This window comes from Streptomyces sp. NRRL S-1813 (genome assembly GCF_000719605.1).
Lineage (GTDB): Bacteria > Actinomycetota > Actinomycetes > Streptomycetales > Streptomycetaceae > Streptomyces > Streptomyces decoyicus.
Genome location: NZ_JOHB01000002.1, coordinates 388,269 through 407,043 on the forward strand (window position 1 = coordinate 388,269; position 18,775 = coordinate 407,043).

Annotated in this window: 17 protein-coding genes and 2 pseudogenes; 3 read left to right on the top strand and 16 right to left on the bottom strand. The window is 69.7% G+C overall.

Annotated features, from left to right (window positions below; genetic code table 11):
- Nucleotides 1-24: 24 nt before the first annotated feature.
- The 8 genes from IF67_RS0106420 to IF67_RS0106465 all read right to left on the bottom strand — a co-directional run bounded on the left by IF67_RS0106420 (nt 25) and on the right by IF67_RS0106465 (nt 8,919).
- Nucleotides 25-411, bottom strand: coding sequence for a hypothetical protein (locus IF67_RS0106420; RefSeq protein WP_030983005.1), 387 nt, complete (start codon nt 409-411; stop codon nt 25-27).
- 842 nt (nt 412-1,253) lie between these two features.
- Entirely contained in the window at nt 1,254-2,819 is a 1,566-nt protein-coding gene (locus IF67_RS0106430) for a Na+/H+ antiporter (RefSeq protein WP_030983006.1), read from the bottom strand.
- Nucleotides 2,820-3,417: 598 nt separating this feature from the next.
- Nucleotides 3,418-3,711 (bottom strand): hypothetical protein, encoded by a 294-nt coding sequence (locus tag IF67_RS43585; protein ID WP_158713044.1) that lies wholly within the window; start codon nt 3,709-3,711, stop codon nt 3,418-3,420.
- 180 nt (nt 3,712-3,891) lie between these two features.
- Nucleotides 3,892-4,356, bottom strand: coding sequence for a hypothetical protein (locus IF67_RS0106445; protein ID WP_234340990.1), 465 nt, complete (start codon nt 4,354-4,356; stop codon nt 3,892-3,894).
- 189 nt (nt 4,357-4,545) lie between these two features.
- Nucleotides 4,546-6,516 carry an APC family permease gene (locus IF67_RS0106450; RefSeq protein ID WP_030983012.1) on the bottom strand — a complete coding sequence of 657 codons (1,971 nt, stop codon included), beginning with the start codon at nt 6,514-6,516 and terminating at the stop codon, nt 4,546-4,548.
- A 204-nt stretch (nt 6,517-6,720) separates the two neighbouring features.
- Nucleotides 6,721-7,095, bottom strand: a complete 375-nt coding sequence (locus IF67_RS0106455) for a hypothetical protein (protein WP_030983014.1) — start codon at nt 7,093-7,095, stop codon at nt 6,721-6,723.
- A gap of 26 nt (nt 7,096-7,121) precedes the next feature.
- The gene (locus IF67_RS0106460) at nt 7,122-7,898 is read right to left on the bottom strand and encodes a GNAT family N-acetyltransferase (RefSeq protein WP_030983016.1); all 777 of its coding nucleotides are present in this window, start codon (nt 7,896-7,898) and stop codon (nt 7,122-7,124) included.
- Nucleotides 7,899-8,109: 211 nt separating this feature from the next.
- The gene (locus IF67_RS0106465) at nt 8,110-8,919 is read right to left on the bottom strand and encodes an SDR family NAD(P)-dependent oxidoreductase (RefSeq protein WP_030983017.1); all 810 of its coding nucleotides are present in this window, start codon (nt 8,917-8,919) and stop codon (nt 8,110-8,112) included.
- A gap of 533 nt (nt 8,920-9,452) precedes the next feature.
- On the opposite strand from IF67_RS0106465, the gene IF67_RS0106470 reads away from it, so the two are divergent.
- Nucleotides 9,453-9,779, top strand: a complete 327-nt coding sequence (locus IF67_RS0106470; RefSeq protein ID WP_030983019.1) for a hypothetical protein — start codon at nt 9,453-9,455, stop codon at nt 9,777-9,779.
- Here the strand turns inward: IF67_RS0106470 and IF67_RS0106475 are convergent.
- The 3 genes and pseudogenes from IF67_RS0106475 to IF67_RS44660 form a co-directional block, all read right to left on the bottom strand.
- Nucleotides 9,757-12,267 (bottom strand): sensor histidine kinase, encoded by a 2,511-nt coding sequence (locus IF67_RS0106475; RefSeq protein WP_234340991.1) that lies wholly within the window; start codon nt 12,265-12,267, stop codon nt 9,757-9,759. The two genes, IF67_RS0106470 and IF67_RS0106475, sit on opposite strands and share 23 nt — an antisense overlap.
- A gap of 141 nt (nt 12,268-12,408) precedes the next feature.
- Nucleotides 12,409-12,665: pseudogene (locus IF67_RS44155) on the bottom strand (potassium-transporting ATPase subunit C).
- Nucleotides 12,651-12,788: pseudogene (locus IF67_RS44660) on the bottom strand (HAD hydrolase family protein); the annotation flags it as partial. The pseudogenes IF67_RS44660 and IF67_RS44155, both read right to left, overlap by 15 nt.
- Before the next feature lie 694 nt (nt 12,789-13,482).
- Between IF67_RS44660 and IF67_RS43590 the strand changes: the two are divergent.
- Both IF67_RS43590 and IF67_RS0106490 read left to right on the top strand, forming a co-directional pair.
- On the top strand, nt 13,483-13,812 hold the full coding sequence (locus tag IF67_RS43590) for a hypothetical protein (RefSeq protein WP_158713045.1): 330 nt from the start codon (nt 13,483-13,485) through the stop codon (nt 13,810-13,812).
- A gap of 377 nt (nt 13,813-14,189) precedes the next feature.
- Complete coding sequence (locus IF67_RS0106490) at nt 14,190-14,807, top strand: flavin reductase family protein (protein ID WP_030983026.1); 618 nt, start codon at nt 14,190-14,192, stop codon at nt 14,805-14,807.
- A 252-nt stretch (nt 14,808-15,059) separates the two neighbouring features.
- On the opposite strand, the gene IF67_RS0106495 is transcribed toward IF67_RS0106490, so the two are convergent.
- The 5 genes from IF67_RS0106495 to IF67_RS0106515 form a co-directional block, all read right to left on the bottom strand.
- On the bottom strand, nt 15,060-15,293 hold the full coding sequence (locus IF67_RS0106495; protein WP_030983027.1) for a DUF2277 domain-containing protein: 234 nt from the start codon (nt 15,291-15,293) through the stop codon (nt 15,060-15,062).
- Between the two features lie 28 nt (nt 15,294-15,321).
- On the bottom strand, nt 15,322-16,113 hold the full coding sequence (locus tag IF67_RS0106500; protein WP_420708608.1) for an alpha-ketoglutarate-dependent dioxygenase AlkB family protein: 792 nt from the start codon (nt 16,111-16,113) through the stop codon (nt 15,322-15,324).
- Between the two features lie 30 nt (nt 16,114-16,143).
- Complete coding sequence (locus IF67_RS38830) at nt 16,144-16,704, bottom strand: hypothetical protein (RefSeq protein WP_051817667.1); 561 nt, start codon at nt 16,702-16,704, stop codon at nt 16,144-16,146.
- Between the two features lie 43 nt (nt 16,705-16,747).
- Nucleotides 16,748-17,230, bottom strand: a complete 483-nt coding sequence (locus tag IF67_RS0106510) for a methylated-DNA--[protein]-cysteine S-methyltransferase (protein ID WP_030983034.1) — start codon at nt 17,228-17,230, stop codon at nt 16,748-16,750.
- A gap of 310 nt (nt 17,231-17,540) precedes the next feature.
- Nucleotides 17,541-18,710: a PQQ-dependent sugar dehydrogenase gene (locus IF67_RS0106515; protein ID WP_051817732.1), complete on the bottom strand. Its 1,170-nt coding sequence runs from the start codon at nt 18,708-18,710 to the stop codon at nt 17,541-17,543.
- Nucleotides 18,711-18,775: the final 65 nt, after the last annotated feature.

The window sequence follows — 18,775 nt, forward strand, 5'->3', positions numbered from 1 at the left end:
ATGTGGAGGGTTCGGCGCACGGCTTCAGCCCAAGATGAGCGACGCGGACGGCTGTCCCGTTCCCTCTGCTTCGATGACGAGCACCCGGCGCACCGGTTCGCCGGGCGTGCTCAGCGCCGTGGCCATGCTCCGGGCGGCCCGTGGCCCGGGGACATCGAAGGCGGCGACGTCTTCCCGTGCGCCCAGGGCGTACGCCACGCGGGCGGACTGCCAGCGGGTCGGGACCTGTCGCCGCTGGACGACGTAGATGATCGCGTCGAGGTCGGAGGGGTCCACGGAGGCGTCGCGCAACGTGTGGTGCGCGGCGTGTATCGCGCGATGCAGGGGTTCTGAGGACCGGAGTTGAGAATCGGAGACATCCGGCATGGACAGGCGGGGCGTGTGCGCCATGCGTGCGTCGTGGACTGTCATATTGTCCCTCCCCGTTGATCCCGGATCGCCTCGTGAACCGGCCGCGCACAAGCCGCGCGCCGTCGGTCCGTGTGGTGGCGTACGGACCTTATTCCGGCTTCCCCTGCCTGGCCTGATTTCAGTGGTGGCTGCCGGCGTTCTTGATGTGTTCCAGATGGGGTGAAGCGGCGCCGCACCTCGCAGCAGTGGACGCTGATCAGCGCCGGGGCCGGGCAGGCTGGCGATGATCTCGGCTTCGGAGTGTTCGCGGCGCCATGCGGGCGGCTGTCCGAGACTCGGCTCCGAGGGCTCCGGCGAGCAGGAGCGAGGGTGCGCAGCCGGGCCGGCCGCAGCGGGCAGCAAGAACAGAGCGGCCCTGATCCGGTCCGGGCCTCAGGACCAGGGCCACGCGGCCACCAGATGCTCCGGAAGCTGCGCCCACTGCCCGAACCAGCAATCCCGCCCTTTACTTCCCCTTTTGCGCTTCATGCTTCGCGACGGTAATGGTGTTGAGGGCTCACCGTTTCTTCGATGGCACAGGACACCTATGGGTCGGGGCACCGACGCCTGCGACGCAGGTGTCCTCCAGTCGGGCACATACCCGTACGAGTTCCGTTAGGGAACCGGCCTCGGTGTTCGTATGCCAGCCCCTCGGCCTACACGGTGGAGTCGATCGGGATGAGTCGAGCACTGAGGAGGTCCGTGATGTGCGGAGCGATGATGTCGGCGGTGGTGTCGTGAGCGTGGAGCGGATCGTGGGGCTGCTGGTGGCGGTGTCACTTGTCGGGCTTCTGGTGGTCGGCGTCAAGTTCCGGGACCGGTTTTGAGGTTGGCTTTTGGGCTCGGTGGCGTACTCGCCCGGGTCACTCGTCGCCGAGTCCGGCCTCTTCGAGGTCGAGTTTGCGTTGCAGCCGCCGCCGGGTGAGGTCGCTGATGTGGTTGTCCGCGTACAGGCGCTGGAGTGTGGCGGTTTCGGCGGCTATCACGGTGCGGCGTAGTTCCCGGTAGCCGGTGGCGGAGGACGAGGAGGGCGCGGTGTCGTCGTCCTGGTCGGCGTCGGCCTGGTCGAGGCGGGCCAGGAGCCCGCGGCGCAGCTGGTTGATGAGAGTGACGGGCGCGGCCTCGACGGCTTCGAGTTCGTCGAGGCAGTCCAGTCCGGCCTTGGCGAGGCCGGCTCGGGCGCGGGCTTCTTCGCGGGCGGTGTGCTCCGGCTCCAGCGCGATCTTGGACCAGCGGACGACAGGGGCGAGGGTGAAGCCCTGCAGGACGAGGGTGAGGACGACGACGCCGGTGGTGAGGACCAGGATCAGCGGGCGGTGCGGCAGTGGGCTGCCGTCGTCGGCGGTCAGGGGGATGGAGAGGGCGGCGGCCAGCGGCATGACGCCTCGGGTGCCGGCCCAGGAGACCACCGCGGGGATGCGCCAGGTGACCGGGCCGTTGCCGCGGCGGCGCTGCATGACGGTGGAGAGGGGGACGACTCCGAGGAGCCGTACGGCGATCACGGTGGCGGCCACCGCGAGCACACCGAGCGGCCAGCTGTGCTCGCCCGAGTTCAACTGACGTACGAGAGCGGGTAGTTCCAGGCCGATGAGGGCGAAGACGACGCTCTCCAGCAGGAAGATCACCGTGCCGTAGACGGCGTGCACCTGGAGCCGGATGGTGGCGTTGGTGAGCTTGTGACCGGTGCTGCCGAGCACCACTCCCGCAACCACGACCGCGGTAACGCCGGAGGTGTGCAGGTCCTCGGCGAGTACATACGCGGCGTACGGCGTGACCAGGGCAATCACCGTCTCCAGTATCGGGTCCTCGGTCCGCCGCCGGATCAGCGCCACCGCCCCCGCGACGGCACCGCCGACCAGTGCCCCACCCCCGCCCAGCGCCAGGAACTGACCGCCGGCCGCGGGGAGCGTCACCGCATGCGCGGCGATGGCGGTGCCCACCGCGACCTTGAAGAGCACCAGGCTGGTGGCGTCGTTGAAGAGGCTTTCGGACTGGACGAGCACCTGGATGCGGGGCGGCAGCGCGATCTTGCGCCCGAGGGCCGTCACCGCCACCGGGTCGGTGCTGGCCAGCACCGCGCCCAGAACGAACGCCATGGTGGTGTTGAGCGGAGTGACCGCGGAGGCCACCGCCCCCACGGCGGCTGCGGTGGCCAGCACCAGGCCGAAGGCGAGGACGGTCACCGGCCGCCACACCACGCGCAGTTCGCGCCACGGGATCTCCTCGGCGGACGCGTACAGCAGCGGCGGGAGTACGACCACGCTGATCACTTCGGGCGCCACCTGGATGTCCGGGATCCACGGCAATAGCCCGATGAGCAGGCCGCCGACGACCAGTAGCGAGGGAGCGGGAATGCGCCAGTGGCGGGCGCCCGTGGCCACCAAGGTGGCGAAGACGACGAGGAGAAGGAGGGCAGTAAGGTCGGTCACGTACTCGTCTCTCGATGGCTTTTGGCTGTTGCTGAACCGCCGCCGACCAGACTTCCCGGCACTCCGCAAGGAAACCTACCGGGTGTTGTCGGGTTCCTGCCACCGCCTTAACACCTTGTGACGGACTCCGGCTCGGGCGCCGGCCTGCCCGGAATGCCTGTCACCCCACCCGGCATGCTGCCCGACCGGCCGTCGGTAGGACGGGTCGGGGGGCAGCGCCAGCACGGCCAGCCCCCTTCGCCGTCCGATGCGAGGCTCATCGGATGCTCGTGCGTGCCGCGGCATGCGGGCCAGGCACAGCTCCCGTCGATCAGCTGAAGGTTTTCGAGGACGGCTGTCTGGGTGTGGAAGGCGATGGATGTGACCACCGCACCCGGCTCCGGTTCCGCGATGAGTTCCGGCTCGAACTCCAGCGGGCCGAGCCGCACGCCCGGCACGACGAGATCGCGCCACTGCTGGGGATCCTCGCCGGGTGGGGCGGTGAAGACCAGGCGCGGCCGCAGTCCGCAGACGTGCGGGTCTGGCTGATGGGGGCGAAGACGTCCGCCGGCTCCGGTCGCACCAATGATTCCTCTCTGCGTGCTTGTTTCGGGGCTGCTCACGGCTTGCACGGGGAGCGGGTCAGACGGGGAACCACACGGTCACCACCGCGACGATGAATGACAGCACCGCCGCTGTACAGCACCCGATGGCGAGCAGGCTGGTCATGGTCGGCCGGCACGTCAATGAGCTGTGCCGTGTGGTCGGTACCTCGGCCGTCCGCCGCGACGAAGCTGCCCGTGCAGGTGAGCGACGTGACACGGCCCGAGCGAACGGCGTGGCAATGCTCGGCGGAAAACGTACCGGGCGTCCCGGACAGGCCGGTCGTGTAGCGCAAGTCGTTCAGCGGCATGCGCAGCAGCAGGCCCGCCAGGGCGATGACGCCGAGTACGAGGAGAGCGCCGACCTCAGTGCGGTTCCCTTACCCGCTCGCTGCCGTGTGGCACCCGACCGCACCGTTTTCGCGTGCCGCCCCATGTCCCTGCCCCCCGTGTGCCACACCTGCCTGCCCACCTCGTGCGCACCGCAGCGCTCACAGCAGACCGGAAGCTGTGAGCACCGCGCGCGCTTCCTGTCCGTCGATCCGGTCTGTCAACTCCTGTAGCACCTGCGTACCGTGGCGCAGCGTTCCACTCGCCAGCGAGCGGCGGGCGCCGGCGTCGAGCAGGTGCCAGATCAGCGGATTGGCTTCCAGGACACGAGGGTCCAGTTCCAGCCACTTCCCGTGTGTATCCCGCAGCACGAGGTGCGCAGCGATGCCGCCGTACCGCCGCACGGAGACCAGCGCGTCGGTACGCACCCGGCGTTCGCGCACGAGGCCGTGTACCGCCAGCCACCCGTCGCCCGCGGCCACGCGCGACGGCAGGAAGACGGCGAGGACACCGATCCCGAGCACGGCCCAGAGCATGGCGCGGGGCAGCGTGAGGCTGCCTTCGCCCCAGTCGAGCACCATGAGCAGTCCGACGAACGCCAGGGAGTACTGCAGGGCGCGTCGCATATCCGCACGCCAGTGGCGGTCGACGGCTGTGTCCGGCCGTCCGGCGTGCGACGCCGCGGCGGGAGCGGTTCGCCGTCCCATTCCGCCGACACTACGCAGGATGCGCGTGGGCGTCGGCTCTCCTGACGACTCCTTGATGTCGTGTCGCTTGTCTTTATCGCATCCTTGACACGAAGTCGCTGTGTGTGTTTAGCCGACGTGGACGCGGGGGCGGCGCTCGCGGTCGCGTTCGGCCTCGCGCAGGACCTCTCGGGTGACGGGGGCGACTTCGCCCTGGCCGAAGAGGAAGAAGCGCAGGAACTGGGCGAAGGGGTTGCCTTCGGTCCACTCGAAGTAGATGTGCGGCCGGGCTCCGGTGGCGTCCCGTACGTGCAGCAGCAGGGCGGCGAGCGCATTGGAGATGGTGGAGCTCTCCAGGCACAGCACGCGGTAGCGGCCGTGCAGCACCTCGCCGCGGACCCTCAGCTCGCTCTCGAATTCGGAGGGGTCGCCGAGGGTGACCTCGACGAAGATGAAGTCCTCGGACGCCGGGAGATCGTTGTCGGTACGGATCTGCTGGAGCTTGTCGCGGTATTCGGCCACGTCCCGCTGGTCGGGCTCGTTCGCGATGAAGCGGACCTTGCGGTGCGCGATGTCGCGGATGAACCGTTCCGCCATCTCGTCGAGCGCGACGTCGGTCACCCGCAGTTCGAAGGCGCGGGCGAGGCGGGAGAGGAACGAGACGAGGATGATGCCGGCGATGAAACAGGCACCGATCTTCACTCCGTCCGGCCGCTCGATGACGTTCACCACGGTGGTGTAGAGGAAGACCAGGGAGATCGCCGCGAAGCCGATCGTCCAGCCGCGCTGACCGGCGCGGTGTGCGGCGATGGTCACGGCGATGGCGGCGGAGCTGATGAGGACCAGGACGCCGGTGGCGTAGGCGCCGCCTTGGGCGTCGACGTCGGCGTTGAAGATCCAGGTCACCAGGAACGCGACGAGGGTGAAGACCAGCACCATCGGGCGCACCGCCCGCGCCCAGTGCGGCGCCATGCCGTACCGGGGCAGGTACTGCGGCATGAGGTTGAGCAGTCCGGCCATGGCGGAGGCACCGGCGAACCAGAGGATGGCGATGGTGGAGACGTCGTAGACGGTGCCGAAGGCGGAGCCCAGGTACTCATGTGCAAGGTAGGCCAGCGCGCGGCCGTTGGCCTCCCCGCCCGGCTTGAACGCGCCCTCCGGGATGAGCAGGGTGGTGATGAAGCTGGTGAGGATCAGGAAGCCGCTCATGATCACGGCGGCGGTGGTGAGCAGCTTTTTCGTTCCGCGGATCCGGCCCGTAGGGCGCTCTTCGGTGTCGTCCGGGGAGCCCTCGACGTGCGGCATGACGGCGACGCCGGTTTCGAAACCGGACAGGCCCAGCGCCAGCTTCGGGAAGACCAGCAGAGCCACGCCGACCATGGCGACGGCGTTGCCGTGCTCGATGGTGAGGGCGTGGGACCAGTCGGTGACCACGTGCGGGGCGGTGGCCACATGCCACAGTCCGACGACGACCACCACCACGTTGAGCACGAGATAGAGGCCCACGAGGGCGACCGCGACCCCGATCGCCTCCAGGAAGCCCTTGAGGAAGACCGCGCCGAGCAGGGCGACCAAGACCAGGGTGACGATCATCTGCTGGTTGTGCAGGACGCTGTTGACGTGGGGGTTTTCCACGAGGTGGGTGGAGGCGTCGGCCGCCGACAGGGTGATGGTGATGAGGAAGTCGGTGGCGGCGAAGCCCAGCAGGGTCAGGACGAACAGCTTGCCCTTCCAGAAGGACAGCAGCCGCTCCAGCATCGCGATCGAGCCCTGGCCGTGCGGGCTTTCCTTGGCCACCCGCCGGTAGACCGGGAGCGCGCCGGCGAGGGTCACGATGACCAGGACGATGGTGGCGATCGGCGACAGCAGGCCGGCGGCGAGGGCGGCAATACCGGGCTGATAGCCGAGGGTGGAGAAGTAGTCCACACCCGTCAGACACATCACCCGCCACCACCGCTGCCCCTTGTGGGCGGCCTGTGGGCCAGCGTGCGGACCGGGATGGCGCTTGGCCATATCGGTCAGGCCTTCCAGCATCCACGCCCGCAAGCGATGCCGTACGGCGGCCCCGGACGAAGAACCCGCAGGGGCGGAGGCAGCCATCGTGTGTGCTCCTGTCGTACCGCGAAAAGATCCAGCCATCGACGCGATGGCCGCGTCAGGCTACACAACACCTGCGGCGTTTTCGCCACGGTGTTCGGCGATGCGACACCCTGTGTCCCCGGAACGGTGGTCAGTACGCCGGGGGCACTGCGGAGCGGAGAAGGATACGGCGGGGGTGGGCCGGTCCTATGGACGGGCTTGGCCTCAGGGTTTGGTGGCCGAGGTGCGCAGCATCAGATGGCACGGGTGCTCCTCGCCGTTGCGGAGGAAGGTGATCCGCATACGGATCTCACATGCCTTGGCCGCCAGGGCGGGCTGTGCGGAGATGCTGCCGTCGGTGTGCGTGCCGTCGCCAGCGGCTCCGTAGGCGCCACCCCAGTCGAAGTATTCGTTGCCGACGTCGTCCATGGCCTCAAGGGCCAGGAGCACGGGGGTGTTGTCGGCTGCGTCCGGCAGGGGTGGGGCGATCGTGTAGTGAAGGGTGAAGGAATCGTCCCGCCGTTTCAGGTCGTGGACGGACAGCTCGTGGGCGCCGTCGAGGATTCTCACCGAGGCGAGGGGGGTGCGGTGCGGCTTCATGGCGGCTCCTGGCTTTCGGGTGGTGTTCAGGCGGTGAGACCGGCGACGCGGCGCGCCGGCTGTCCGGTGAAGTAGTGGACGTACTCGTGCTCCAGGCGGAAGCCGGCGGTCCAGGCGAGGAGCCGACTGGGGCGGTTGTCGCGGGAACAGTTCCAACTCGGGGTGTGGCCGCGAGCGGCGATGTCCTGGCACAGGGCGGTGACGCAGGCCAGGGCGAGGCGCTGGCGCCGGAGTTCGGGGACGGTCGCGCAGGCGACATCCTCGTACGTGGTGCCACCAAAGTAGGTACAGGCTACGGCGAGCACGCGGTCCTTTGTGAAGGCCGCCCAGCCGTGTCCGGAGGCGGCGAGACCGGCAGGTCCTCCCCAACTTGCGTGAATCCACGCCATGTCGGGGTCCAGCGCGGCGAGCGCCGGAGCGTCCCCGGGTGCCAGCCGGCGCACCGTCACACCGCGGGGTGGGCGTGGAGGCGACACGCGGACGTGGTGCACGTACGCCATGCGCTCCCACGGTACGAGCAGATCGAAGGCGCTGCCCAGCAGGGGCAGGAAGCGGGCCGGGGCCTGCACATAGTGCGCGGCGAAGGGGGCGAGCGCGATCGGAGCCAGGGTGGTCGGGTCCCCGCGGAGCAGCAGGTGATCGGCACAGGCCACGGCAATGGCACGGGGATCGACCGCGCGGTCCGCCCACCAGCGACCGGCTCCCGGCACCAACGCATGTTCGGCCAGTGCCGCCGCTCCGGGAGGGCCGGTAGCGAACCAGTCGGAAAGAGCGGGAAGTTGGCCGGGGAAAAGCTCGATCACGGAGGCTCCTTGTGGCGGTCGTGGGTGTGGTCCGAGCAGGGCGGCCCTGGCGGGGCCGCCCTGCTCGGTGGTCAGCTCTGGCGGGCCTTGCTGCCGTGGTTGGCCTTCTTCTTGCGGCGGGCCTTCTTCTTGGGGGCGCGCTTGGACACGGGCGTACGGGCCTTTCGCTCTGGGGTGGTGGTCTGGGGCGCTCGTCAGGCGGCGGCGTTCTTCAGACGCTGTGGCCGACGAGCTGGTCGGCGAGTTTGTTGAGGCGCTTGACGGTGCGTTCCTCGGTCGCGGCGGGGGCGGGCTCGACGCGCTGGTCGCGGTCGTAGTAGGAGCCGTTGACGATTTCGGTGGCCGGGTCGCAGAGGCGTACGACATGGGCGGCGCCCTCGGCCGCGGATTCACCGCTGTTCGCGTAGAGCGACAGCAGGTCCGTCTCGCAGATGCCCGGGTGGACGGATACGGCCGTCACCCGGGGATCGGCGGCGAAGACGGTGAGCGCGAGCTGCGACTGGGCGTAGGCGGCGAGCCGGGAGTAGCGGCGGGCGCGCTGCGGGTCGCTCCACTGGATGGAGGCGGTGCGGTGCAGCGAGGAGGACACGTTGACGACGCGGCCGCCCGGGTCGGTGGTGAGGGCGGGCTCCAGGAGGCAGGTCAGCAGGTAGTGGGCGAGGAAGTTGACCTGGAAGGCGATCTCGTTGCCGTCGGCGGTGACGGTGTGGCGTTCGGGGGCGGCCATGGCGGCGTTGTTGACCAGGACGTCCAGGTGGGGATGCTCGGCGACGACGCGCCGCGCCATGATCTCGACCTCCTCCAGATGCGTGAAGTCCGCGGCAAATCCGCACAGTTGGGCGGCGTCGATGCCTGCGGTGGCGATCAGCTTGTCGGTCGCGGCCTGGGCTTCTTCGGCGGTGCGGCCGTGTACGAGGACGGTGGCCCCGCGCTCGGCGAGCTGGCGGGCGGTTTCGAAGCCGATGCCGGAGGTGGCGCCGGTCACCAGGACGGTACGGGAGGAAAGGTCGGAAGCGGACATGATCCATTCCAGGAAGGGAGAAAGGGGACGGGCGCGGCACGCGGCCCCGTCAGAGGCTGAGGCGTGCGGGTGCAAAAGGGGGCGCCGGATCAGATCACGGCGCCCCGCAGGGATACAGGAGAGGTCTCAGCTCACGGCCGAGGTCTCCGGGCAGCGCGGCGCACGACACGGACCCGCCGACCGTGACATGGCACGGCTTCGCCATGACGGCGGGCGGTCGAGAAGGAGCCAGGCGCTGTTCACATCACCCATCAAATGCCGTGCCGCACCCGGCTTCAAGAGAACCGCGCAGCTCTTGACGCACCCCTGATGAGCTGCGGTTTCGACCGATGACGAGCGCAAATCGACTGATACGGCGGTCAGGGAGCGGAGAAACCCTGGTCATCGGCTCGCCACCGCGACAGCCACCAACGTCAGCGAGAGCAGCATGACCAAGGCGCCCCCGGTGATGAACAAGCAAGTCCAGACCCGGGCGTTCCAGGTCGTGAAGGAATGACGGTGCGCGGCTCGACGGGATCGTAGAGGACGAGCACATGGTCGCCATCGTTGAGCGGACGTCGGCGGGTCGGGGCCACGGGGCAGACGACTTCCCTCACGCGGTCGTCGTCCGTGACGAACTGGAGCAGCGGGCGCGGCACGGCCGGCTCGTCGCAAACATTCCCCGGAGGACGCTTGACCAGGGCCTCAACGCGTACGCCGGTCCGCCTCACGTGCCGGGCCTGACGCAGGCCGTACGCACCTGCCAGCATGGCGAGCAGGCCGCCGAATGCGGCAATCCCCGCCAGCACGGCCACGGCCCCTGCGTCCACGTCTATCCGATCTCCGAGGTGACCATGACTACGCCCGCCCGTCGTACGTGAGCCCAGCGGGCTCCTCCGCGCCGGCGGCACGCAAGGAGAGGACCATGGTCAGCCCGCCTCCGGGTGTGTCCTCGGGGGTGAGCGTGCCACCCATCGCCTCGGCCAGGCCCCGGGAGAGCGCGAGCCCCAGCCCAAGGCCGGTCGTGTTGTCGTTGTCGCCCAGGCGCTGGAAGGGTACGAAGATCCGGTCCCGGTCCTCCGGGTGGAGCCCTGGCCCCCGGTCGATGACCCGCAGTTCGACTCGCGAGCCCAGGGAGCTGGCACTGATGAGCACCCGTCGCTGTGGTGGCGAGTGGCGCACCGCGTTGATCACCAGGTTGGCGATGACCCGCTCCAGCAGCGGTGGATCCGCGAGGACGTCGCAGATCTCCGCCAACCCCTGGGACTCGACCGGCACCGATGTAGCGGGCAGGGTGTCCAGTGCCAGGGGGAGGACGTCCGCGAACGCGGTGGGCTGAAGGTGCAACGTCAACGCGCCGGCCCGAAGCCTGCTCATGTCGAGGAGGTTGTCCACCAGGCGGTTGAGCTTGACGAGCGCCACGTCGGCCGTCGCCAGCAGCTCGTCCCGTTCCGCCGCGGAGAAGTCCACGTCCGTGCTGCGCAGCGAGCTGATGGCGGCCCGTCCGGCGGCCAGTGGCGTCCGCAGGTCGTGGCTGACCGCGGCCAGCAGCGCGGTACGCATTCGGTCCGCCGCCTTCACCGGTTCGACCTCCGCGGCGGCCTCCGTGAGGCGGGCGTGGTCCAGTGCGGCGGCGAGGTGTGCGGCGAAGGCGGTCAGCACCCGGTGCTCGGAGGCGGGAAGGCTGCGGCCTCGTAGGACGAGCACGCGGTCCGGCCCGGCGGGCACCTTCACGAGTCCGTTATCACCCTCCAACGCATCGGTTTCCTGATCCGAACGCGGAACGAGTTCGGCCGACTCCATGCCGAAGGTCTCACGGGTGCGCTCCAGGAGCATCGACACCGCTTGGTCGCCCCGGAGGATGTTCCCGGCCATGGAGGACAGGGTCTCGGCTTCCGCGGTGGCGCTCGCCGCGCGCCGTGCCAGGCGCAACGAGCGGTCGACGAGCGCGGCGACCGTGACGGCAACCACCACGAACACCGCAAGGGCGAGCGCGTTGTTGGGCTCGGTGATGGTGAACTGCCCGCTAGGCGGGATGAAGTAGTAGTTCAGCAGGAGAGAGGCGGTGAGGGAGGCGAGCAGCGCGGAGACCACACCTCCGAGGCAGGCCACGCCGATGACGGTGACCAGGAAGAGCAGGGCCTCGCTGGTCAGGTTGAGCGAGCCGCGGTTGGTGAGAACGGCGGTCAGGAGGAGGGGGAGGGCGAGGCCGGCCAGCGGTCCCGCGACGCGGCGCGCGTGCGGTAGCTGACGGCCGGGTGCGGACAGCCGGCGTCCGCGGCCGGCTCCCTCGTGGGTGACCATGTGCACGTCGATGTCGCCGGAGAGCTCGACGGTGTCCTCGCCGATACCGCGCGGGGCCAGCAGGCGGGAGAGCCAGCTGCGGCGGCTGGTGCCCAGGACGAGCTGGGTGGCGTTCTCGGCGCGCGAGAAGTCCAGCAGCGCGGTGGGCACATGGTCGCCGACGACCGAGTGGTAGCTGCCGCCGAGGCTCTCGACCAGTTCGCGTTGTTTCGCGAGGGCGGCGGGAGAGGCGTCGGCGAGGCCGTCACTGCGGGCGACATGGACGGCCAGCAGGTCGCCGCCGGACGAGCGGTCCGCGATCCGTTCGGCCCGGCGGATCAGCGTTTCGCCCTCCGGGCCGCCGGTGAGCGCGACCACGACGCGTTCGCGGGTCTCCCAGACCGTGCCGATGCCATGCTCGGAACGGTACTTCTGCAGGGTTTCGTCCACCCGGCCGGCGACCCAAAGCAGCGCCAGCTCCCGAAGGGCCGTCAGGTTGCCGACGCGGAAGTAGTGGGCGAGCGCGGCGTCCACCTTCTCCGGTTGGTAGATGTTGCCGTGCGCCATGCGGCGGCGCAGCGCCTCGGCGGGCATGTCGACGAGCTCGATCTGGTGGGCGCGGCGGACGACCTCGTCGGGGACGGTCTCGCGCTGCGGGACGCCGGTGATCTTCTCCACGACGTCGTTGAGCGATTCCAGATGCTGGATGTTGACGGTGGTGACGACGTCGATCCCCGCGGCGAGCAGCTCGTCGATGTCCTGCCAGCGCTTGGCGTTACGTCCGCCGGGAACATTGGTGTGCGGCAGCTCGTCGACGAGTGCGACCTCGGGGTGGCGAGTGAGGACACCGTCGAGATCCAACTCACTGAAGGTGCCTGTCCGGTACTCGCGGTGCGTCCGGGGCAGCATCTCCAGCCCTTCGAGCATCTCCTCGGTGTGCGGCCGGGCGTGGCACTCGGCGTACGCCACCACCACATCGGTGCCGCGCCGGGCCCGGCGGCGCCCCTCGTCCAGCATCCGGTAGGTCTTGCCCACTCCGGGCGCTGCCCCGAGGAACACCTTGAGCTTCCCTGGCCGTACGCCCACGCCTGGCGTATCGGCTGCGACAACGCTCGGCGCCACCGAAAGCCCCTCCCTCACCGGTCCTGCACAGCCCCACGTCGCCTGTGCTGCGAGGAGGACGGACCTCGGGCGGCCGAGCGGCATAGGTGGTGTTCCATGGTCACATCAGCCCGGCGAGATCGTGGTTGAGCTCGACGATGTTGACGTTTTCCTGACCCAGGAACCCCAGGACGCGGCCTTGGAAACGTGCTCGGCGACCAGCTTGCGGACCCGGGCTGGAGCCAGTCGGCGAGCCTTCGCCACCCGGTTGACCTGCTCGTACGCGTACGCCGGGAGACCGCCGGGTCGAGTCCGGAGCCGCTGACAGTCACGGCGTCCACAGGGACGGAGGCAGGGGAGACCCGTTCGTCCAGGTCGACCATGTTCCCGGCCTCCTTGGCGGCCGAGGTACCGGTGTTCATGGCCACACCGACATCCGCCTGGGCCAGCGCCGGCGCATCATTCGTACCGTCACCGGTCATCGCCACCAGCTTGCCGCCCTCCTGCTCGCGCCGGATCGGGTGGGAAGCGCTGTGGGGGTCGGCGGTGACCGTGACCCGCTACACGCCGTCCGCTCCTGCTGTGGTGTCACAAGGACACGCGGTCTTCATCCGACACCTCCCCATAGCCACATCAGCGACACCTTCACTGGCTCGCAGATCGCCTATGTCATGAGTGAGCCATGCCGGCGAACACTTCCCTCCACCACACCCCTGCCTCCCGCGGCACGGAGCACCTCGCCCCCGACAGCTTCGCCCGGCCCCCGCTCGGACCGGGTGGCGGGCACTTGATCGCACTCGCCCACACCGGGCTTGCCGGGTCCGTGGTGTGTGCCGGCCTGCTCCACCTTGGCCGGGACGGTCGCTCAACCCGGTGAGCCGGACGTTCAGTGGTGACTATGTGCTCTTCAACGAGGCGACATGGCTGTTCAACACGAGTGTGCTGTCTCTGGCCGTCGGCTCGGCAGCGTTGCTCCCAGGTCTCGCGGGCAGGGGGCGGCCGTGGCATGAGTCGCGCGTCCGCGACCGCCGCTGGATGTCGGGATGGCTGCTGCCGGGTTCAGGTGGCGTACTGCGCGCCGCCGCGCCCGCTCTCGCACCGTTGGCGGTCGTACACCCCTGGGTGTACTGGAGGCCGATCACGGCTGTGCGGAGCGCCCGCGATCACGGGCGCGCATCCCAGCGCCCGGCGTGGCCGGCGATGGTGGTGACCCTAGTCGGCGCGTCCTCGTTCGCCGCCCTGTCCGCGAAAGAGGTGGACAGCGACATCGTCGCGGACGCACTGGCCGTCGTACTCGTGCTGGCGGCGGGCGGCTGGTTCGTCCAGCGAGCGTTCGCGCACGGCCCGCCCGCGGTCGCCATGGCGTGCCTGACGGTGGTCGACCCGATCATCGTCGTCGGGACGGGCATCGCGCTGTTCGGCGAGGGCTTCGGCTCGGTGGGCGCGGTGCCCGCAGCGGCCGGCTGTGTCGCCCTCGCCCTTGCCCTACCCGCTTCCTCTACAGCCAGTTGGTCGGCTTATGGACTATGAGGACGACGAGGACCCCGAGGCCTCACGGCTGTGTACCGAGCGTGAAGCTGCCGACACCGGGTGGCGTAGCGGCCTGCTGCTGGAATCCTCCGCGCACAGGCCAAGTCTCAACTGGCCGAGGGCGCTTCCTGTCGTGGCGGTTCGCTGATGACATCGCCATACCGCCGGTGTGGTCGTAGAGGTTGAGGTGGCTTGTCCGCCGCGGGCGTGTGCGGGGACCTCGAAGTCCTCCCAGATGGTGGGGGCCGCTGTGGGCACGGTGTCGGCTCCTGGTGCTCCGTGGCCCCGATACCTGGCACTTTCTGTCGAGCTCAGGGGTTTTGTGGCGCCGTAGAGCCGCTGTACGGTCTGCGGCGCCCTCCTGGATACTGATCACCATGCGCACTGACTTTGATCCCGCTGTCATGTCCCGCAACGACTTCTACAAGCTGCTGACCTCGACGGTGGTGCCGCGGCCGATCGCCTGGGTGTCCACGGTCTCGGCGGACGGGACGCACAACCTCGCGCCGCACTCGTTCTTCACGATCGCCAGTGTCGCGCCGCCCGTTGTGCAGTTCAGCTCGGTCGGACGCAAGGACACCTTGCGCAACGTCGAGGCGACCGGGCAGTTCGTGGTCAACCTCGGATCGGAGGCGCTCTTTGAGCAGATCAATGACACGGGTACCGACTTCCCGCACGGGGTGAGTGAATTCGAGGCGGCCGGGATCGCTCCCGAGCCGAGTCTGCGGGTGAAGCCGCCTCGGGTGGCGGCCTCGCCGGTGGCGTTGGAGTGCGAGGTGCACAGCACGCTGGGTATCGGAGATTCCACCGTGGTGTTCGGGCGTGTGGTGCATGCCGTCGTATCGCAGGACGTGCTGGTCGACGGGCACCCCGAGATCTCCAGGCTGAAGCCCGTGTCGCGGCTGGGGAAGGACGAATGGGGGACGGTCGGCGGCGTGCGGGAGATCTCGCGCATTCGGCATGCGGACTGGCGGGGGCCGGCGGGCGGCCGATAGGGGGCACGGGGCCCGCAGAGTCGGTGGGCTTGGGGCTTGGCGCGGGCCGGGAGTCGGGACCGGGGGCGGGGCCGGGAGTCGGGGGGCGTACGCGGCGCGTCACCTGCACCCCTCTTCCGCGTACGGTCGGTGTTCGGGCGCGCACCCTTCGATTGCGTGCCGGGGGGCAAGCCGCATGCGCAGGGCGCGGCGGCGGCCGGGTCGTCGGTCTGCCCGGGGGCTGTCCGTACTGGCGATGCCGGCGCTGCTGTTTCAGGGGTGTGCGTGCCGGCGGGCGGCGGAGCCGCGGATCTGCAAGCCGTCGAGGAGTTCCTGGGTCGCTGCCGCCACGGCGTCCACGGCCTGGTCGAACACCTCGCGGTTGTGTGCGGCCGGGGCGCGGAATCCGGAGACCTTGCGGACGTACTGCAAGGCCGCGGCCCGGATGTCCTCGTCGGTGACCTCGGGGGTGGTGGGCGGACGGAGCGTCTTGATGCTGCGGCACATGAGTCCAGTCTGCCTCGCGGTGTGGCAGTTATCCCTCCAGGCCGGTCACCCGCATCGTGATGTTGAGCCGCCCGCTGGTCAGGCCGGTCGCCGGGTCGCCGGTACCCGGCCTGACCTTGGGTACGCCGTGGTACGCGAAGCGAGAGGGCCCGCCGAAGACGAAGAGATCACCGGAGGCCAGCTCGATGTCGGTGTACGGCTTGGTGCGGGTCGCGGTGTTGCCGAAGCGGAAGACGCAGGTGTCGCCGATGCTGAGGGAGACCACCGGAGCGCCGGAGCGCTCCTCCTTGTCCTGGTGCATGCCGAGCTTCGCCTGGCTGTCATAGAAATTGATCAGCGCGGTGTCCGGCGTGTAGCCGTCGCCCGCGGCGGCGTCCTGATGGGCCTCTACCAGCGCGCGACGGCCCAACTCGACCATCCAGCGCGGGAATTCGGCCACCCGGGCGCCGTTCACGTCGTCGGCGGTGCGGGTGTATGCGTACGGCTGCCAGTGCCAGCCGATGCACACGGTCTGGACGGACATCACACCGCCGCGCGGAAGCTTGGTGTGCCGGATCGGGGCCGGGCCGCGGGCCCAGTCGCGACAGGCGGTGACGAGCTCGCGCTGCTGGGCCACGGTCAGCCAGCCGGGGAGGTGGAAGGCACCGGGGGCGATTTCTCGGCGGCCTGCGCGGGCGTGGCCCTGGTCGGGCGCGGTGGGGTGGAAGCGCCCGGCGGTATGAGGGCCGTCAGCTCCGTGGGGTCCGTCAGCCCCTTCAGATCCTGTCGGGCCGCCCACAGGTTCCCCGAGATCTTCGAAGCCGGGAAGTGGCGTGCTCATGTACTCCTGCCTTGCCTGATCGCTCGCTGCCTACAGCGTGCCACGGGGATGAGCCGTCGGCCGACGGGCCGGTAGTTGCTGGGTCACCCAGGCGCGGTCGATGGCCCAGGTGCCGCCGTCCGCAGTGACACCGCGCATGCCGTGCAGCGTCGTCGGGCCGGCCAGGGCGGGGACGCGGGAGTCGCCGAGCAACGCAAAGCCGTAGGTGCGCGCCGGGTCCCAGTCGGTGCTGTGGCGCAGCCGCCGGCTCATCTGGGCCCAGCCGAGAGGTGCGGCGGCCACCACCCAGGCATCAGGGGCCTCGGCCGTGAAGCGGTTGGCTGCCCGGAGCCAGGACGCGGCGGACTCCGGCCAGTCGACCACGGAGAGCACCGGCAGGCGCCCGAGAGCGCGCCAGGCTTCGGCGAACGCTGCCGCCGCCGAACGCGACGCGGTGTCCCGGCTGTGCCCGACGACCACTGTGGCGATACGAGTGCCGGGCACGGTCAACAGGGCGAGCAGGGCGGCAAGTTCGGCGTCGGAGTGCGGGGCGGGGGAGGGGAGGTCGCCGTACGCGGCCGCCTCCGCCGGGGAAATGAGGGGAGAGATCATGGGAGAGGTCATGGGGGAGGGACGTCCCGGGGGAGGGGCGGGATCAGATGAGTGTGGGCTGGAGCGCGCCCTCGTGGGTGAGCAGCGCGGTTTTGCGTTCGACGCCTGCCGCGTAGCCGCGCATCGTGCCATCCGCGCCGATCACACGATGGCACGGGCGCAGAATCGGCAGCGGATTCGCGCCGATCGCGGCCCCTAGCCCGTACGTCGCTGCGCGGTACACCGAGAGACGCGGCTCCTGGAATTCCGTACCGGTCGTACGGAACTCGAGCGCGAAGCGGGTGAGCTCGCCGGCGAAATAGGAGCGGAGCCGGCGGAGGACCTCGGCGAAGGGCCGGGCGTCGCGACGCCAGTGCGGCTGCACGGTGGCGGCGCCCCGCTGCTGCGGCAGGGAGAGGGAGATCAGGGCGGTGCCGCCGGGCGCGGTGGGCGATTCTTCGCCGACGAGCAGCAGCTCACCCAGAGGGCTGTCGAGCGTGGTGTAGCTGAGGGTGGGGGTGGCGGTGGTCGCCGCGGTGGAGGTCATGGCGCTTCCTCGTTCGTGTCCACTGCTTTCACTCTTCGAGTCTGCGGGGTCGTCCTCGCCTCGGCTGGCGGAAAACGGACGTCACGGTGGGCGTTGGCCGGTCACAGTCGCTGACCGCTGACCGCTGACCGCTGACCGCTGACCGCTGACCGCAGCCCGCCGGTTTGCCACCACCCGTCGGTCGCCCACTCCCCATCGACCGCCACCGATCACTCGCTCCCCTCACTCGCCCTACCCGCGCTCTGGCCACCGGCGTGTACCCCCGTTGCCCGGGTAGCGGCCGACGCGCCGACCACGTTCCGTGGGGGAGCTACGTGAGGTCGATCTGGAACACCTTGTCGGAGCCCGCCTCACCATCGCCGTTGTTGTCGGCGTTGGTGGTGGTCAGCCACAGGGACTTCGTGCCCGGTACGGACTCGACCGTACGCAGTCGTCCGTAGTGGTTGGTGTAGTACGCCTTCGGGGTGCCCGCGCTGGTGCCGGCGACCGGGATGCGCCACAGCCGCTCGCCGCGCAGCGCGGCCATGTAGATCGCCCCGTCGGCGTAGGCGACCGCGCTGGGCGAGGCTTCCGCGACGGGCCACTGACGCTTGGGGTCGGTCATCCCGGTGGTCGAGCATCCGCCCTCGCATGTGGGCCAGCCGTAGTTCTTGCCCGGCTCGATGAGATTCAGCTCGTCGTACTTGCTGTCGCCCAACTCGCCTTCCCACAGACGGCCTTCGGCGTCCCAGGTGATGCCCTGAGGGTTGCGGTGGCCGTAGGAGTAGACAAGTGAGCCGAAGGGGTTGCCGGGGGCGGGCATTCCGTCGGGAGTCATCCGCAGGATCTTGCCGTTGAGGGATGTCTTGTCCTGGGCGAGATCAGGCGACTGCGCGTCGCCCGTGGTGGCGTAAAGGTAGCCGTCGGGACCGAATTTGATGCGCCCGCCGTTGTGGTACGTGTTCTTCCTGATGCCGTCGACCAGCACCTTGTAGTCGCTGAGGGCACTGCCGTCGAAGGTCATGCGGGCTACGCGGTTGCCGTCGGCGGCGGTGTGCATCACATACACGTAATGGTCGCTCTTCCAGGACGGCGATACGGCAATGCTCAACAGTCCCCCCTCGCCGCCCGTGGTGACGACGTTCGGGACCTCGCCGATCTGCTGCTTCGTACCGCCCTGGGTGAGCGTGTAGACCTTGAACGAGTCGCGCTCGGTGAGGAGGGCGGAGCCGTCCGGCAGCCAGCTCAGGCCCCAGGGGATGGACCAGCCGGACGAGACGGTTTTCGGGGAGCCGGGCTCGGAGGCGGGGGCCGGGTCCGGGCTTCCGGCGGTGTGGTTCGGAGCGGCTATGTGGCTCGTGCCGGCGGTGTGGCTCGGACCGGCCACGTGGCTCGTACCGGTGGCGCGGCCTGTGCCGGGGGCCGAGATGAGAAGTCCGGCAGCCAGGGCGACAGTGACGGCCACGGTCCAAGTGGTGCGGTGCGCGGGTCTGGTGCGCATGCGCATGGAGTCCTCCAGTCAGGACGATGCGACGAGGCGTTCCACGGGATGAGCATCAGTAGCGC